The 15,567-nt window shown below is 73.0% G+C and carries 10 protein-coding genes; 7 read left to right on the plus strand and 3 right to left on the minus strand.

The window, feature by feature from the left end; translation table 11 throughout:
- Positions 1-329: 329 nt before the first annotated feature.
- Complete coding sequence (locus K7G61_RS31010; protein ID WP_225850380.1) at positions 330-1,835, plus strand: cellulose-binding domain-containing protein; 1,506 nt, start codon at positions 330-332, stop codon at positions 1,833-1,835.
- Between the two features lie 68 nt (positions 1,836-1,903).
- Here the strand turns inward: K7G61_RS31010 and K7G61_RS31015 are convergent, their stop codons facing one another.
- Positions 1,904-2,299 carry a DUF302 domain-containing protein gene (locus K7G61_RS31015; RefSeq protein ID WP_225850381.1) on the minus strand — a complete coding sequence of 132 codons (396 nt, stop codon included), beginning with the start codon at positions 2,297-2,299 and terminating at the stop codon, positions 1,904-1,906.
- Positions 2,300-2,556: 257 nt separating this feature from the next.
- On the opposite strand from K7G61_RS31015, the gene K7G61_RS31020 reads away from it, so the two are divergent.
- From K7G61_RS31020 to K7G61_RS31040, 5 genes are all read left to right on the plus strand, one after another.
- On the plus strand, positions 2,557-3,405 hold the full coding sequence (locus K7G61_RS31020) for a PaaX family transcriptional regulator C-terminal domain-containing protein (RefSeq protein ID WP_225850382.1): 849 nt from the start codon (positions 2,557-2,559) through the stop codon (positions 3,403-3,405).
- A gap of 329 nt (positions 3,406-3,734) precedes the next feature.
- Positions 3,735-5,321: an MFS transporter gene (locus K7G61_RS31025; RefSeq protein WP_225850383.1), complete on the plus strand. Its 1,587-nt coding sequence runs from the start codon at positions 3,735-3,737 to the stop codon at positions 5,319-5,321.
- A gap of 109 nt (positions 5,322-5,430) precedes the next feature.
- Complete coding sequence (locus K7G61_RS31030) at positions 5,431-6,828, plus strand: alpha/beta hydrolase (protein WP_225850384.1); 1,398 nt, start codon at positions 5,431-5,433, stop codon at positions 6,826-6,828.
- 351 nt (positions 6,829-7,179) lie between these two features.
- The gene (locus tag K7G61_RS31035) at positions 7,180-7,383 is read left to right on the plus strand and encodes a cold-shock protein (protein WP_015607926.1); all 204 of its coding nucleotides are present in this window, start codon (positions 7,180-7,182) and stop codon (positions 7,381-7,383) included.
- Positions 7,384-7,551: 168 nt separating this feature from the next.
- A complete protein-coding gene (locus K7G61_RS31040) occupies positions 7,552-9,228 on the plus strand; it encodes a DEAD/DEAH box helicase (protein ID WP_225850385.1) in 1,677 nt (558 codons plus the stop codon).
- Between the two features lie 135 nt (positions 9,229-9,363).
- On the opposite strand, the gene K7G61_RS31045 is transcribed toward K7G61_RS31040, so the two are convergent.
- On the minus strand, positions 9,364-10,053 hold the full coding sequence (locus K7G61_RS31045) for a TNT domain-containing protein (RefSeq protein ID WP_225850386.1): 690 nt from the start codon (positions 10,051-10,053) through the stop codon (positions 9,364-9,366).
- A 290-nt stretch (positions 10,054-10,343) separates the two neighbouring features.
- Between K7G61_RS31045 and K7G61_RS31050 the strand changes: the two genes are divergently transcribed.
- Positions 10,344-10,769, plus strand: coding sequence for a PPOX class F420-dependent oxidoreductase (locus tag K7G61_RS31050; RefSeq protein ID WP_225850387.1), 426 nt, complete (start codon positions 10,344-10,346; stop codon positions 10,767-10,769).
- Positions 10,770-10,854: 85 nt separating this feature from the next.
- Here the strand turns inward: K7G61_RS31050 and K7G61_RS31055 are convergent, their stop codons facing one another.
- Positions 10,855-14,502 carry a glycoside hydrolase family 3 C-terminal domain-containing protein gene (locus K7G61_RS31055; protein WP_225850388.1) on the minus strand — a complete coding sequence of 1,216 codons (3,648 nt, stop codon included), beginning with the start codon at positions 14,500-14,502 and terminating at the stop codon, positions 10,855-10,857.
- Positions 14,503-15,567: the final 1,065 nt, after the last annotated feature.

Raw genomic sequence — 15,567 nt, forward strand, 5'->3', positions numbered from 1 at the left:
GCCGCGGCGACCGCCGCAGGCGCGGTCGGGGCACGCACGGTGCGCCCCCGCCGCCGCGTGACGGACCCGCTCCTCGGCCGCGAACGCGGTGGCGCCGGCGCGGAATCGAGCCGTGCCGGCCCGGCCGGCGCGCTCACCGTCCGGCGCCGGGTGGCAGGGGCCGCGGCCGCGGGCCCGCCCGAACGGCCGACCGGCCGCCGCGTCGTACCCGACACCGCGGACACGTCCCGGCGCGGCACCGACGCGTTCCCGCGCCGGCCGGCACGTTCCCGCGCCTTCCCGGACCGACGCACGGCCCGCGTGGCCGACCGACAAGGAGGCACGACCTGATGCGACACCATGAAAGCCCGCCGACGGCGCCCGACGGCGCCGCGGGCGGGCAGGCGGAACCCCGAGTGCGCAGGCGGCCGGGCAGAGCCGTACCGGCGATCGTGGCGACGGTGCTCGCGGTGCTCGCCGCCGTCGCGGCGATGGCCCTGACCCAGCCGGCCTCGGCCGTCGACAAGTCCGCGGCCTCGGCGCCGAACGCGGCGACCTCGACGCAGCGCGGTCCCGACCCGACCATCTCGATGATCGAGGCCACCCGCGGCCCGTTCGCCACCGCCCAGTTGAGCGTGGCGCCGGGCAACGGCTTCAACGGCGGAACGGTCTACTACCCGACCGACACCAGCCAGGGCACCTGGGGCGCGCTGGCCATCGTGCCCGGCTACAGCGCCCTGTTCGCCAACGAGGAAGCGTGGATGGGCCCCTGGCTCTCCTCCTTCGGCTTCGTCGTCATCGGCGTCGAGACCAACAGCCGCTCCGACGACGACAACGCCCGTGCCTCGGAACTCCTTTCGGCGCTGACCTGGCTGACCACGCAGAGCCCGGTCAAGGACAGGGTCGACCCGAACCGCCTGTCGGTCCTCGGGCACTCGGCCGGCGGCGCGGGGGCCATCAGGGCGGCGGAGCGCCAGCCCTCGCTGCGCGCCATGATCGGCCTGGCCCCCGGATTCCCCGGCAACAGCCTGAGCATGGCCACCGACCACGTCCCGACCCTGATCATCGGCGGTCAGAACGACGGCACCGTCACCCCCTCGTACCTCTCCAGCCTGTACGGGACGCTGCCGGCCTCCACGCAGAGCGCCTTCGCGCAGATCGCCGGGGCCGACCACGTCTACTACACGCACGCCAACAACGTCGAGATGAAGCTCCTCATCCCCTGGCTGAAGATCTTCCTCGACAGTGACACCCGCTACACGCAGTTCCTGTGCCCCTCCCTGCCCGACCCCAGCACCATTTCCGCGTACCAGCCCAAGTGCCCGTACGTACCCCCGGGCGGCACGACGACCGGCGGGACGACGACCGGCGGCACCACCACGGGCGGTACGACCACGGGTGGGACCACGACCGGCGGGACGACGACTGGTGGCACGACGACTGGTGGCACGACGACCGGCGGGACCACCACCGGGGGTACGACGACGGGCGGTACGACGACCGGCGGGACCACCACCGGCGGCACCACGACCGGCGGCACGACGACGGGTGGCACCGGCAACGGCGCGTGCTCGGCCACGTACTCCACCACCAACTCCTGGTCCGGCGGCTTCCAGGGCCAGGTCACGGTGACAGCCGGCAGCGCCGCGATCAGCGGCTGGACCGTCAAGTGGACCCTGGCCGGCGGACAGACCGTCACCCAGGTATGGAACGGCACGCTGACCACCAGCGGATCGACCGCGACGGTCACCAACGCCTCCTACAACGGCTCCCTGGCCGCAGGAGGCTCCACCACCTTCGGGTTCCTCGCCAACGGCAGCCCGAGCACACCCACCCTCACCTGCACGAGCCCGTAAGGGCGATGGCCTCGCGTGTGCCGGTCCGCCCGGACCGGCACACGCGACGCGGGCGGGTCGCGGCGGGTTCAGCCGAGGGAGTCCAGGGCGGCGTCCAGGCGCCGCCGGGCCTCGTCGGCGACCGGCCGCAGGTCGGGCAGACCGCTGAGCTCGACCATCACCTGGGGATCCAGGGCCTGGACCAGGGTGCCGCCGCCGGGCTCGGCGCGGACCACCACGTTGCAGGGCAGCAGCAGCCCGATGGAGCGGTCGACGTCCAGGGCGCGCTGGGCGAGGGGCGGGTTGCAGGCGCCGAGGATGAGATACGGCTCCAGGTCGGCGCCCAGCTTCTCCTTGAGGGTGGCGCGGACGTCGATCTCGGTGAGCACGCCGAACCCCTGCTCCGCCAGCGCGCCCCGAAGGTCGCTCACCGCCTCGTCGAAGGGCGCGTCCAGCCGGACTGTCCGCCCGTAGTCGGTGGTCATGGCCTCGCCTCCGCCGTCCAGCGGGATCCGGCGGGATCCCGTCCCGGGCACGGTATCCCCGCGGGCCGGCGGGTGGCCGCCACGCCACACCGGCCCGGCGCGTACGGGATCCGATCGGCCCACGCGCGGCTCGCCCTCGGCCCCTGACGACACCTGAATGCTCGGGCCCGCTCCTGACGGCCCTCCAGGCGATGCATTGCACATCCTTCACTGCGGTGACGGGTCCGCCATCTGTCGCCTCCGGTTAACCTGGGCCCGTGATCAGTGGCCAAGCCCTCGCCGTGGAAGCCGGCACCGTTCCCGAGCCGCGCACCCAGTCGCTGCTGCTGACCATGTTCGGCGTCTACCTGCTGGACCGGCCGGTGGCCGTGGCGACCGGCAGCGTGATCGCCGCTCTGGAACGGGTGGGCGCCTCGGAGGAGGCGGTACGGTCCACCGTCAACCGGATGGTCAAACGCGGCCTGCTGGTACGCCACCGGCGCGGCCGCAGAACCTACTTCAGCCTCACGCCGCGCGCCTCGAAGGTCCTCACCGACGGCCGCGACCGCGTCTGGCGCACGGGCGCGGTCAACCGCGACTGGGACGGCCGGTGGACCATGGTCGGCTTCTCGCTGCCCGAGGCCTGGCGCAGCGAGCGCCACGACCTGCGCTCCCGCCTGATCTGGGCGGGTTTCGGCCCGCTCCTCAGCGGCCTGTGGGTCGCACCGGCCGAGGTCGACGTCCTGGCGGCGGTGGCCGGCCTGGGCCTGGAGGCCCACCTGCGCGTCTTCCGCGCGCGGGTGGCCGCGCCGACCGAGGCCCGCGAAATCCTGGAACAGGCCTTCGACGTGCCCGGCATCGCCGCGCGCTACGCGGCCTTCCTGCACCGCTGGGACCGCACCGAGCCGCTGCCCGCGGAGACCTCCGGCGACGAGTTCGCCGCCCAGCTCCTGCTCCACACGGACTGGTTGAACCTCGTCCGGCAGGACCCGCACCTGCCGGCCGAGCACCTGCCGCCCGACTGGCCGGCGGCCCGCGCGCAAACGGTCTTCCGCGGCCTGTCCCGGCGGTGGGACCGCGGCGCGGCCGCCGCCGCGGTCCGCGTGCTGGAGACGCTGCCGTTGTAGCTGTCGTTGTGACCGCCGCTGTAACCGCCGTTGCAGCGGCCGAGCGAGCCGCCGCGGGCGAGCGCGTGCGGACCGCCGAGCGGCGGGTGAGGGACGCCCCGGCGCCGGCCTGGCGTACCCGTTCCACCAACGCAGTGCAAAGCATTGACGGCTGTCATGGAACCGCCCTACATTTTCGGCACCCTTCCGGCCCGGCGCCGCACTCGTCACCTTGAGGCCGCCACTCCCCCCACCCCCCTGCTCCGGCCGCTCCTCCCGGAGCGGGGCCGCTGCCCGCTGGATCCCGGCCCCGCACGCCGTTCCCCCACCCGCAACGACAGGAGACCGCTGTGTCCGCCACCGTCGGCACCTCCTCCGCAACCACGACGACCGGCCCGGGACTGACCGCCGGAACCCTCGTCGCCGGCCTGCTCGCCGTCTGCCTGGCCCAGATCGGCCTGGCCATCCCGGCCACGCTGAACGGCCTGTTCCAGACCGACCTGCATCCGGCCGGCTCCCAGCTCACCTGGATATCCGACGCCTTCCTGCTCCCCGTCGCCGTACTGGAGCTCACCTTCGGCCTCCTGGGGGACCTGTTCGGCCGCAAGCGGCTGCTGGTCGGCGGTGCCTGCCTGCTGGCGGTCGGCGAGCTGGTGAGCACCACCTCCTCCGGAATCCACCAGTTGTGGGTCGGCCAGGCGCTCGCGGGTCTCGGCGCGGCGGCGCTCTTCCCCACCTCGCTCGCGCTCCTCGCCGCCGGCACCACCTCGCCCGCGCAGCGGGCCCGGGTGATCGCGACGTGGGCCGCGCTGCTGTCCACCGGCGGATTCCTGGCTCCGCTGCTGGGCGGGATCACCGCGACCTACGGCTCCTGGCGCTGGTCGTTCATCGTCGTGACCGTCATCGCGGCGCTCAGCGCGGCCGTGAGCGCGGCGTTCGCGACCGACTCGCGCGCCCCCGAGGGCCGCTCGCTCGACCCCGCCGGGCAACTGACCATCGGCCTGGGCCTGTTCGCCCTCCTCTACGCCATCATCCAGGGCCCGGAGGACGGATGGGGGTCGCCGCCCATCGTGACCGCGTTCGTCCTGGCGGCGGTGTTCGTGGCGGTCTTCGTGTTCGCCGAGCGGCGGGCGAGATCGCCGCTGCTGCGGCTGGAACTGTTCCGCAACCGGGCCTTCGCGGTGGCGTCGGTGGTGGCCGTGGTGGGCATGTTCGCCTTCCTCGGCACGGCCTACGCCGTCAGCATCAGGCTCGGCGCCATCCAGGACCAGCGGCCGATGCGCACCGGCCTGGCGTTCCTGCTGCTCAACGGAGTAGCGCTGGTCATGCTCCCGGTGACGGAACGTCTGCTGCGCACGGTGACGCCGAGACTGCTGCTGGCGGCCGGGCTGGTGCTGATGGCCGCGGGCGACTACTGGGCGGCGACGCTCCACATCACCGACCGCTCGTTCCTCTCGCTGATCGTGCCGCTCGGCCTGGTGGGTCTGGGCTTCGCCGTCACCGTCTCCTCCATCACCGCCACGGCCGTCAACACCGTCCCGCTCGGACTGGCCGGCATGGCGAGCGCCGCCACGAACCTGCTGCGCGACTTCGGCTTCACCCTCGGCCCCGCGATCATCGGCGCGGTCGCGCTGAGCCGCGCGGCCGACGGCTTCTCGGGCGCTCTCCACTCCTCCGAGCTCCCGGCGCCGCTGAAGGGCGCGGGAGGCGCGATCCTCCACCAGGGCGGTCCGCTGGCGGTCAACGGGGCCTCGGCGGCCGATCCCCACCTGGCCCGGCTCCACCCGATGGCCCTGGACGCCCTCGGACACGGTTACGCCGTGGGGTTCGTCGTCTGCGGCTGCGCCGCGCTCTTCTCGGCCGTGCTGGCCGTGGTCGCCCTGCGCGGCCGCTCGGCGGGAGGTCCGGAGGAAGCCCTCCCTGATCCAGCGCTGTGAACCGACGGCCGTCACGCGGCGGACCGACGTCCACGGCGGCCGGCCACCGTCCCCCGAACCCATGACCTGGCCACCGTCCCCCGACCCCATGACCCGCGGGAGCCGCATCATGCCCCGACTTCGACGTACCGCCCTTGCCGCGCTGTGCGCGGCCGCCGCGCTCACGTGCACCGCGGCGACCGGTTCCGCCCCGGCCGCCGCGGCCACCGGGGCACGTTCCGCGGCACGTCCCTCGGCGACCGCCGCGGGAAGCACCCACTACAGCGGCGTCCTGGCCGACGGCGCCTCCTGGGTCGCCGACAGGCCCGCGAGGTGGAACGGCGTCCTGCTGCTGTTCAGCCACGGCTTCGGGCCGCTCACCGCCGCCGACGCGCCGTCGGACGCCTCCGCCGCCGAACTCCTCTCGGAGGGCTACGCGCTCGCCGGTTCGTCCTACGACCCGAACGGGTCGGCCTGGGCACTGCAGTCGGCCGAGCGGGACCAGTTCGCCACCGTCACCGCGTTCACGGACACCGTCGGCAGGCCCGCGCACGTCGTCGCCGTCGGCCTGTCGATGGGCGGCCTGGTCAACGCGCAGATCGCGCGCGACGGCAAGGGCCGCGTCGACGGCGCGCTGAACCTGTGCGGCCTGGTCGCCGGCGGCGTGGACCTGGAGAACTACCAGCTCGACGCCGAATACGCGCTGGCCTGGTTCTTCGACCGCGCCGACCTCGGACGGCTCGTCGACCTCCCCGATCCGGCCGCCGCGTCCGCCCTCGCCTCCCGTCTGAACGCGGCCGTGGACTCGGCGCAGCGGACACCCGCGGGGCGGGCCCGGATCGCCCTCGCCGCCGCCTTCCTCAACCAGTCCGCGTGGGCACCGGGCCAGGCGCCGCCGGCCCCCGGCGACTACGCCGGCCAGGAGGAGCAGCAGTACGAGTGGCTGCAGCAGGGCGTGCTGTCCTTCATCGTCCCCGGGCGGTACGCGATCGAGCAGTCCGCGGGCGGCAACCCCGCCTTCACCGAGGGCGTGGACTACACCGCCCTGCTGAACGCGTCCTGGCACGCCCCCGAGGTCCGGGCCCTGTACCGCGCCGCGGACCTGGACGTGCGAGCGGACACCGCCGCGCTCACCGCGCACGCCGCGATCACGGCCTCCCCCGCGGCCCTCGCCGGCCTCAGGGCGACCTCCACCGTCGGCACCGGACTCGGCGTCCCGATGCTGGACGTGCACACCGTCTCGGACCAGCTGGTCCCGGTCGAGCAGGAGAACGCGTACGCGGCGCGGATCCGCGCGTCCGGATCGGGCGCGCTGCTGCGGCAGGCCTACGTGGCCCGGCAGGGGCACTGCGCCTTCACCACCGCGGAGATCGTGGCCGCGCTGCACGCCCTGGAGCAGCGGCTCGGCACCGGCTCCTGGGGCGGTGCCACCACCCCCGCCGCCCTTGAGAGCAGGGCGCTCGCGCTCCACCTGGACGGCGCCGCGTTCGTCCCCTGGCACCCGGCGGCGCTCAGCGGCGTCCGCTGAACGCACCCCCGTGTCACGGCCGCGGACCGGCGAACGCGGCGGACGCCCCGGGCCCCGGCCCGCCGCGCCGCCGCGTTCGCGCCCGGGCCGCCGCCCACCGCACGCCGCCCGCTGACCACCGCCCACCGACGCGACCGGTGCCGTGCGGCTCGCGGCCGCCTCCCCGGTGATCCATTGCGCCGTGCTAGGCTTCCGGCAGTTGCAGTTTTGGTACCCATGATTGACGTGTGCGCCTGACGGGATGTGACCTCTTGGGCGCATTTTTGTTGTCGGCCTGCGGATGGGGTCAACACAGCGACGCCGGACCCGCGAGGCGCGGGTGCGGAACCGCCCCTCTCAAGGAGATCGACAATGGCGACCGGTACCGTGAAGTGGTTCAACTCGGAAAAGGGCTTCGGCTTCATCGAGCAGGACGGCGGCGGCGCCGACGTCTTCGCCCACTACTCGAACATCGCGACCCAGGGCTTCCGGGAGCTCCAGGAAGGCCAGAAGGTCAGCTTCGACGTCACGCAGGGCCAGAAGGGCCCGCAGGCGGAGAACATCGTCCCGGCCTGACATCCGGGAAGAAGAATGTCGGCCGGGTCCCGCGGACTGGACGCGGACCCGGCCGCTTTTCTGTGTCCCGCACCATCACGTCATCGGCACGTTCTGCGGATCCCCGCGCGAATTCCCCAGTGCGGAGTCTTCACAGCGGCACGCGCCGCCTTCGAGGAAGGCTCAGGTGTGCAGGAGAAGGACCGCGATCCGCTTTCCGTTCCCCCTCACCGCTCCCCGCGCAACCGGTCCCGTGCGGCGCGTCGCCCCGATCGCGCCAAGCGGCCCGCCCGGGGCACGGCCGGACCCGCGCAGACCGGCACGAACGCCGCTCGCGCCGAGCGCGGCGGCCGCCCGGAGCACACGGCGCGCCCGCAGCACACGGCCGGACCGGCCGGCGGAACGAAGACCGCCGACCCGGCAAGGAGCGGTACCCCCGCGACGGGCGGCGGCCCCGCGACCGACGGCGGTGCCGGTACCGCCCGCGCGCCGATCGCCACGTCCTTCGCGGACCTGGGCCTGCCCGCGGCCCTGTCGGCGGCGCTGACCGACCAGGGCGTCACCGTACCCTTCCCGATCCAGGCCGCCACCCTGCCCAGTTCGCTGGCCGGCCGTGACGTGCTCGGCCGGGGCCGCACCGGGTCCGGCAAGACGCTGGCCTTCGGTCTCGCGCTGCTGGCGCGGACGGCGGGACAGCGCGCCCAGCCGCGGCGGCCGCTGGCCCTGGTCCTGGTCCCGACCCGCGAACTGGCCCAGCAGGTCACCGAGGCCCTCACCCCGTACGCCCGTGCGGTGCGGCTGCGTCTGACCACCGTCGTCGGCGGGATGTCGATCGGCCGTCAGGCCGCCGCCCTGCGGGGCGGTGCCGAGGTGCTCGTCGCCACCCCCGGCCGGCTGCGGGATCTGGTCGACCGGGGCGACTGCGCGTTGGACCAGGTACGGACCGCCGTACTCGACGAAGCCGACCAGATGGCCGACATGGGCTTCCTGCCGCAGGTCACCGCCCTGCTGGCGCAGGTGCCCGCGGACGGCCAGCGCATGCTGTTCTCCGCCACGCTCGACCGCGACGTCGACCGGCTGGTCCGCCGGTTCCTCAGCGACCCGGTGGTCCATCACGTGGACCCGCCGGTCGGCGCGGTGAGCACCATGGAGCACCACCTCCTGCACGTCACGGTCGAGGACAAGCGCGCGGCCACGATCCGCATCGCCGCCCGCGAGGGGCGGGTGCTGCTGTTCATGGACAGCAAGCGGGCCGTCGACCGGCTGGCCAAGGCCCTGCTGGCGGGCGGTGTCAGGGCCGCGGCGCTGCACGGCGGCAAGTCGCAGCCGCAGCGCAACCGCGCGCTCGACGGGTTCAGGAGCGGTGAGATCACCGCGCTCGTGGCCACCAACGTGGCGGCGCGCGGTATCCACATCGACGACCTCGACCTCGTCGTCAACGTCGATCCGCCGGCCGACCACAAGGACTACCTGCACCGCGGTGGGCGCACCGCGCGGGCCGGGGCGGCCGGCAGCGTCGTCACGCTCGTGCTGCCCGAGCAGCGCCGCTCGGTGAACAAGCTGATGACCGACGCCGGCGTCACCCCGCGCAGGACCGCCGTGCACTCCGCCGACGAGGAGCTCGCCAGGATCACCGGAGCCCGCGCGCCTTCCGGTGTTCCGGTCGTCGTGGCCGCGCCGGCCGCGCCCGCGCGCCCCGGCGGCGGCAACGGCGGTAAACGCGTCAACGGCGGTGGCGGTGACCGCGGCACTCGCGGAAGCGGCGGCGCCGACGGCGGCAGTGGCGTCAACGGGCGGGCGAGGGGCCGACGCCGGTCACCGCGTAAGCCGCCGTCCCGCCCGGCCGGAGCGGCCGGAGCGGCCTGAAGACAGCCACCGCTCGCCGAGCGGACGTGACCGTGTCGTGGGAGAGGCCGCTGGGCCCGGAGCGCTCCGGGCCCAGCGGCCTCTTTCACGACAGGGCGGCGCGGGCGGGACCCGCCCCGCCCGCCGCGGCGGCCGTCACGACATCGGGGTGATCTCGGCCAGGTTCGTGCCGACCAGCTCGGAGACCCTCTTGCTCGTCACGAACTGCACACCGAGCCCCCGCTGGCCGAACCAGGGCCTGGCGGGCCCGGCCTGCACGGTGAAGGCCTTGGTGACGCGGTACAGGTGGTAGTTGAACGCGGGAGCGTCCGCGCTGTACTCGTCCAGGTTGGTCGGCGGGATGGCGCGGTCGGTGTACGGCGTGCCCTGCGGAGCCAGGAAGAAGCCGGTGCCGCTGCCGAAGAGGTCGACCTGCTCCCCCACCCGCAGGACCCTCGGCGACTCGACCGGACGGCCGTCGCGCAGGAGGAAGCCGTTGTTGTCCGGGTACCACCAGCCGGACTTGTTCTGCTGGTCCGTCTGCCAGTAGCAGCCGAGGAACCAGTACTGCGAGGTGTCGTCCTGCGGGTGGTAGCCGCGCAGCATCCGCCCGATGGGGCCGGTCATCGGGAGATAGCTGGGGCCCAGGCGCCAGTCGCCGTGGTAGTAGTCCTGCAGTCCGGTCGGCGGCGCCGTGGTCGTGGCGGCCGTCCGGTTGGTCGTCGGGCAGCTGTGGGAGGCGCCCGGGGGGCGGGCCTCGGCGGCTTGCACGGGGGCCGGCGCGATGCCGACCAGGAGCAGCGAAGACCCAAGCGCGCTCCACAGGAGACGTCGCAATGCGCGCATCCGAATCCCTTCTCTTCCGGTGCCGGCGGGCACCGGACACGCGGGCACAGAGTGGTCGCCGCGAGGAGGGCCGTGTCGGATGGACCCCCGTGGCGCGGCACCGTGCAGTCAATGCGCGCGGGGGAAGGGAGGGAACGAGGTGGCGCGGACGGGTCGCCCGGACAGCGCAGCGCAACGCCTCGGACAGCCCAGCGGTGGGTCCTGGCGAGGGGGCGGGGCGGGAGCCGCGGGCGTGACCGGCCGGGCACCGAGCGTTGTTACGATGAGGTCCCGAAGGAAAGGATCAAGGGATGAGCGGTCTGCCGCGGGAGTTGCGGGACCTGATCGAGTCGGGCCCCCTGACCCACCTGACCACCGTGAACGCCGACGGGAGCCCCCAGGTGACCGTCATCTGGATCGGCTTGGACGGCGACGAGGTCGTCAGCGGCCACATGGCGCTGCACAAGAAGCTGCGCAACATCGAGCGTGACCCGCGTGTCGTGCTGTCGTTCCTGGCGCCGCGCGACCACAGCGCCGTGCTGAACGAGTACGCGGTGCTGCACGCGCGGGCCGTCGTCCAGCCGAGTGACGGCGCGTGGGACCTGCTCGACCGGCTGACGAAGGTCTACATGGCGCCGGACACCGAGTTCCCGGCACCGAGGGGCCCGGGTTACATCGTGCGCTACTCGGTCGAGCGGATCGGCGGCGTCGGCCCCTGGGTGACACCCGCCCGCTGAACCCGCGCGGTCCACTGCCCGCGGGCCGTGCCCGCGCCCGTCCCGTGCGGGTGGGCGCCGCCGGAAGCGGCGCCCACCGCGGGGATCAGCCGATGGCCACGGCGAAGATGTGCATGGCCACCTGGCCGGACGTCGCGTCCGGGCCGATGTCGGGCAGGGTCAGGTAGGCGATGGTCTTGCCCGCCTGGAGCGGTACGGTCGCGCCGTACACGCTGACGTGCTGGTTCGATTGCCCGTTCGCGTTGTTGAGGTAGTCGCAGGTGGCGAGGATGTCGCTGCCGGTCGCGGCGCTGTTGCTCCACCAGTCGTTGAAGGACAGGGTGAAGTCCTGGGTGGTGCCGTCTGTGTAGGTGATCGTGCCGGTGCCGGAGGCGTTGCCGTAGTCGGCGGTGCCGAGGAAGCCGAGTTTGCTGCCGGTTCCGGTGAAGGGGACGGTCTGTCCGCCGGCGACGATGTTGTCCGGCTTGCCGGTTCCGGTGGTGGGCCAGGTGAAGGTCAGCCCGTCGTGGTCGACCGTGCCCCCGGAGGTGATCCCCTGGGCGGCCAGGGCCTGTTGCGACAGGCTGGCGTTGCCGCCGTCGAGGTTGCCGGCGCCGGGGGTGGCGTCGTCGCTGACACCGATGTTGGTGACGAGGTCACTGAGGGCGCCGTACGGGATCAGCAGCCGGCCGGCGGCGTCGTCACTGGCCTTGGCGCCGCGGTAGGTGGCGGTGGCGGCGAGGGCGTAGCTGCCGGGCTTGGCGTCGGCGGGAGGCGTGACGGTCCACGTCGTCTTCACCGAGGCGCCCGCGGGAATGCTCGCGAACGTGGCCGGCGAGGTCGCGGTGGCGGTCCAGCCGTCGGGCACGTCGAGGGCGACCGAGGCGCCCGGCAGGGCGGTGGGGCCGGTGTTGGTGTACGTGGTGGTGGCGGTCGTGCCGGCGCCCGGCTCGACGATCCGGGCGGAGGAGGCGACGGCCAGGGTGTGGTGGACGCGTATCACCGCGGAGCCGGTGACGCCGTTCACCGTGACCTTGATGGTGGCCACGCCGTTGCCGACCGCCGTGACCAGTCCCTTGCGGCTGACGGTGGCGACGGAGGGGTCGCTGCTGCGGTAGGTGACCTTCGCCTTGGACAGGTCGAGGAAGGAGCCGTCGTCGTTCACGGCCTCGACGACGTGGTCGGCGGTGACGCTCAGGTTGCGTCCGGGCTGGGCGGTGGGGTCGGTGTCGTCCTTGATCCACTGGTTGCGGGAGGTCAGGTCGATGGTGTCCCCGGCCTTGTAGACGACGCTTTCGGGCTGCACCGTCACGTACCGCAGGTGCGGGGTGAGGCCGCCGTGGACGGCGACCGACGCGGTGCCCGCGGTGGTGGCGGAGTCCGGTCCGACCTCGAACCGGTAGGTGCCGTCGTAGACGACCTGCTTGGCCTGCCCGCCGTCGTGGAAGGCGAGGTCGGCGATGTTCACCCGCAAGGTGATGTGCTGGGTCGCGCCGGGCCGCAGGTTTCGGGTCTTCTGGAAGCCGGCGAGGCGCTTGGCGGGCAGTTCGCGGCCCGCGACCGTGAAGGGGGTGGCCGCGTAGAGCTGGGCGACGGTCGTCCCGGGCACGCTGCCGGTGTTGGTGACGTCGAAGCCGACCTTCACCGTGCCGTCGGCGTTCACCGAGGAGCGGTCGGCGTGGATGTGCGAGTAGGCGAAGGTGCTGTAGCTCAGGCCGTAGCCGAACGGGTAGGTCGGGGTGCCGGTGAAGTACTGGTAGGTCCGGCCGAGTCCGCCGGTGCCGCTCGGGCTCAGGTCGTAGTCGGAGATGGCGGGCAGCTGCGAGTCGTCCTTGTACCAGGTGAAGTTCAGGTGCCCGCCGGGGTTCTGCCTGCCGAAGAGGACGTCGGCCAGTGCCGTGCCCTGGCTCTCGCCGTTGTAGCCGGCGAAGACGATCGAGGTGACCTCGCCGCGGTAGGGCTCGATGGCGACCGGCCCGTCGGACTGGATGTCCAGTACGGTCCTCGGGTTGCCCAGGGCGCCGACCTGGTCGATCAGGCTGCCGTAGTTGCCGGGCAGGGCCAGACCGGTACGGTCCTTGCCCTCGCCGGCGGTGGCCTCGTCGGTGCCGACCGCGATCACCACCAGGTCGGCGCTCTTGATGTCGGCCTGCGTCTGCGCGCTCAGCGTGGCGGCGCCGGTGGCGGTGGTGGAGGTGCCGGCCGCGTCGTAGACCACCTGTGCGTCGGGGTTGGCGGCCTTGACCTGGGCCGTGATGCCGTCCACGGCGTCGACCTTCAGCGCGGGGTCGCCGGAGTAGCCGCCGAGCGTGACCTTGCCCGCCTGGTCGCCGACGACGACGACCTTGTCCAGCTTGGCGGGGTCGGCGGGCAGCAGGGGCTTGCCGGCGCCGGTGGGCTCGCCGTTCTGCAGCAGCACCAGGGCGTTGTCGGCGACCTTCGTGGCCAGCGCCTGGTGGGCCGGCGACTGGATCACGTCCTTGGTGATCTTCGTGTAGGGCTGCTTGTCCACCGGGTCGAACTCGCCGGTCTCCATGCGGATGGTGAACAGGTGCACCAGGGCGTTGTCGATGACGCCCTCGCTGAGGATGCCGGCCTGGATCGCCTGCTCCAGATTGGGCGTGGTGGCCTCGTCACCGGTGCAGTTGACGTCGGTTCCGGCCCGCAGCGCGTACGCCTGCCCGCCCCCGGCTCCGGAGACCTTCTGGCCGGTGGTGTCGTTGGTCCAGGTGGCGTTGTTGCCCTTGCCGTCGGTGGTCCAGCCGGGCGGCGCCCAGTTGTGGCCGCTGGGGAAGGACTTGTACGTCGTGCCGACCGCGCCGCAGTCGGAGGTGATGTAGCCCTTGAAACCGTAGGTGCGCTGGGCGATCTGGTTCGTGGTGTACGTGTTGGCCACCGACGGTGTGCCGTTGATCGCGTTGTACGACGTCATCAGGCCCGCCACGTGCGCCTTCTCGATCAGGCTCTTGAACTGGGCGGTGTAGTAGTCGTACAGGTCGTCGTCGGTGACGTCGGAGCTGATGCCGGTGCGGTCCTGCTCGACGTTGTTCAGGGCGTAGTGCTTGGCGGTCGAGGCGACCTTGAGGTACTTGCCCAGCGGCTTGCCGTCCTCGGTCTGCCCCTGGTAGCCGTTGACGAAGGCGCCGGCCATCTGGCCCACGAAGTAGGGGTCCTCGCCGAACGCCTCGTCGCTGCGTCCCCAGCGCGGGTCGCGGTCGAGGTTGACCGTCGGCGCCCAGTAGGTCAGCATCCCGTAGTCGTCCTTCGAGGGGCCCAGGTTGTTCTGCGCGGTGCCCCACAGCGACTTGTCCAGCAGGCCGCGGGCCTCGTCGGAGATCGCGGTGGTCTCCTGGTACATCAGGTTCTTGTCCCACGACATCGAGGCGGCGAAGTTCGTGGGGAAGCTGGTGGCGTGCACGCCACCGGTCACCGAGCCCGGATTGGTGTCGCCGAAGAGCGTGTTGATGCCGTGCTGGCCCTCGCTCCAGTACGTGTACTGCTGCACGCCCAGCCGCGGGATCGCCGGCGCGCTGTTGGTGTGCAGTTGCTGCACCTTCTCGTCCAGGGACATCCGCGAGACCAGGTCCGCGGCCCGCTCCTGGAACGAGTACGTGGTGTCGAGGTAGATGGGCGGGGACGCCCTGACCGCGGATCTCTGGCCGGCGTGCGCCGTGCCGCCGACGGTACTGACCAGTCCGAGCGAGCACACGGCCGCCAGGGCCGCGCGTAGTATCCGTGCCTTGTTCCTGCGCATCGCGCCTCCTTGCGCGTCGGGGCAGCCGCGCACAGGAGTCGTGCTTCGGACCCGCACCGCGCGGCTGCAGGCGGCGCCGGGCCCGTGCCGTGACGGAAGGGAACCGGGTGGGGCGGGCAGATGTGTCCGGCGCGAGGGTCCTCGTCGGGACCGCCGTGATCCGGTCCACGAGGCGTCGCCCGCACGACCGGGGGGGCGTGGACGCACTCAGTTGCTGTCGGTGGAGGGCCGAACGGGGCCCGCGTACACACTGAGCAGGGGTGTCCCGTACCCCTGCCGGAAGACTGCTTCTGGCGGCGCGCTCCTCAGTCATCGTTTCCAACTGCAAGCATTGTTAGCGCTCACTGCATGACCGTCAAGGTCGCCTGCACCCGCCCCGGCCGGCGAAGGACGCGAGGACGCGGCGCGGAAGCCGTGGTGGGGCCCGGTCCGGGCGGCCGGGCCACGCCGACGGACCGCGAGTGGGCGAATCGGTTCGACACGACGCACACACGCGAGAAGCCGGCACGGCGGTGGGCCGGCCGCTGCCCGGGCCGACGGGTCAAGCGCGGTGCCGGTCCGTAAGGGGCGTTGATCACCGGGTTCGCAAGCGGCCGTGATGCGACCGGAATTGACTCGCCCGCATCTCATTGACCCCGGCGGTCCCCGGCCGTACGATCCCGTCGAACCGATTCCGGTGAATCGGTTCGAGTGCCTCTCGGCTCACCGTCACGCGAGGGCCGGGAGGGCGGGGCCTGGCGGACAGGCACCTGTCCACCCGACTCGCGACACGGTGGGCGCGGCCCGCCACGCACCCGTCCGCCGTCCGGCGCCACGGTCCGGTCGTCCCTGGCCGGTCCCTCGGCCCGGACTCGGTCCGGTGTCTCCCCTCGGTCCGAGGAAGGGCCGCGGTCGCCACGTGCGGCACGGAGCCGCAGATCCACCATCTCGCCGCGTCACGACGCAGTGACGCCATGCCGGAGGAGGAAGTCGATGAGAAAGAGGGTCGGACCGGGAAAGCTGGTGACAGCGGCCGCCGCGGCGCTGGGGCTGGCGGGACTGCTGCTGATGCCCACTGCGGGTCAG

The organism is Streptomyces sp. HPF1205 (genome assembly GCF_020400825.1).
In the GTDB taxonomy this organism is placed as follows: Bacteria; Actinomycetota; Actinomycetes; order Streptomycetales; family Streptomycetaceae; genus Actinacidiphila.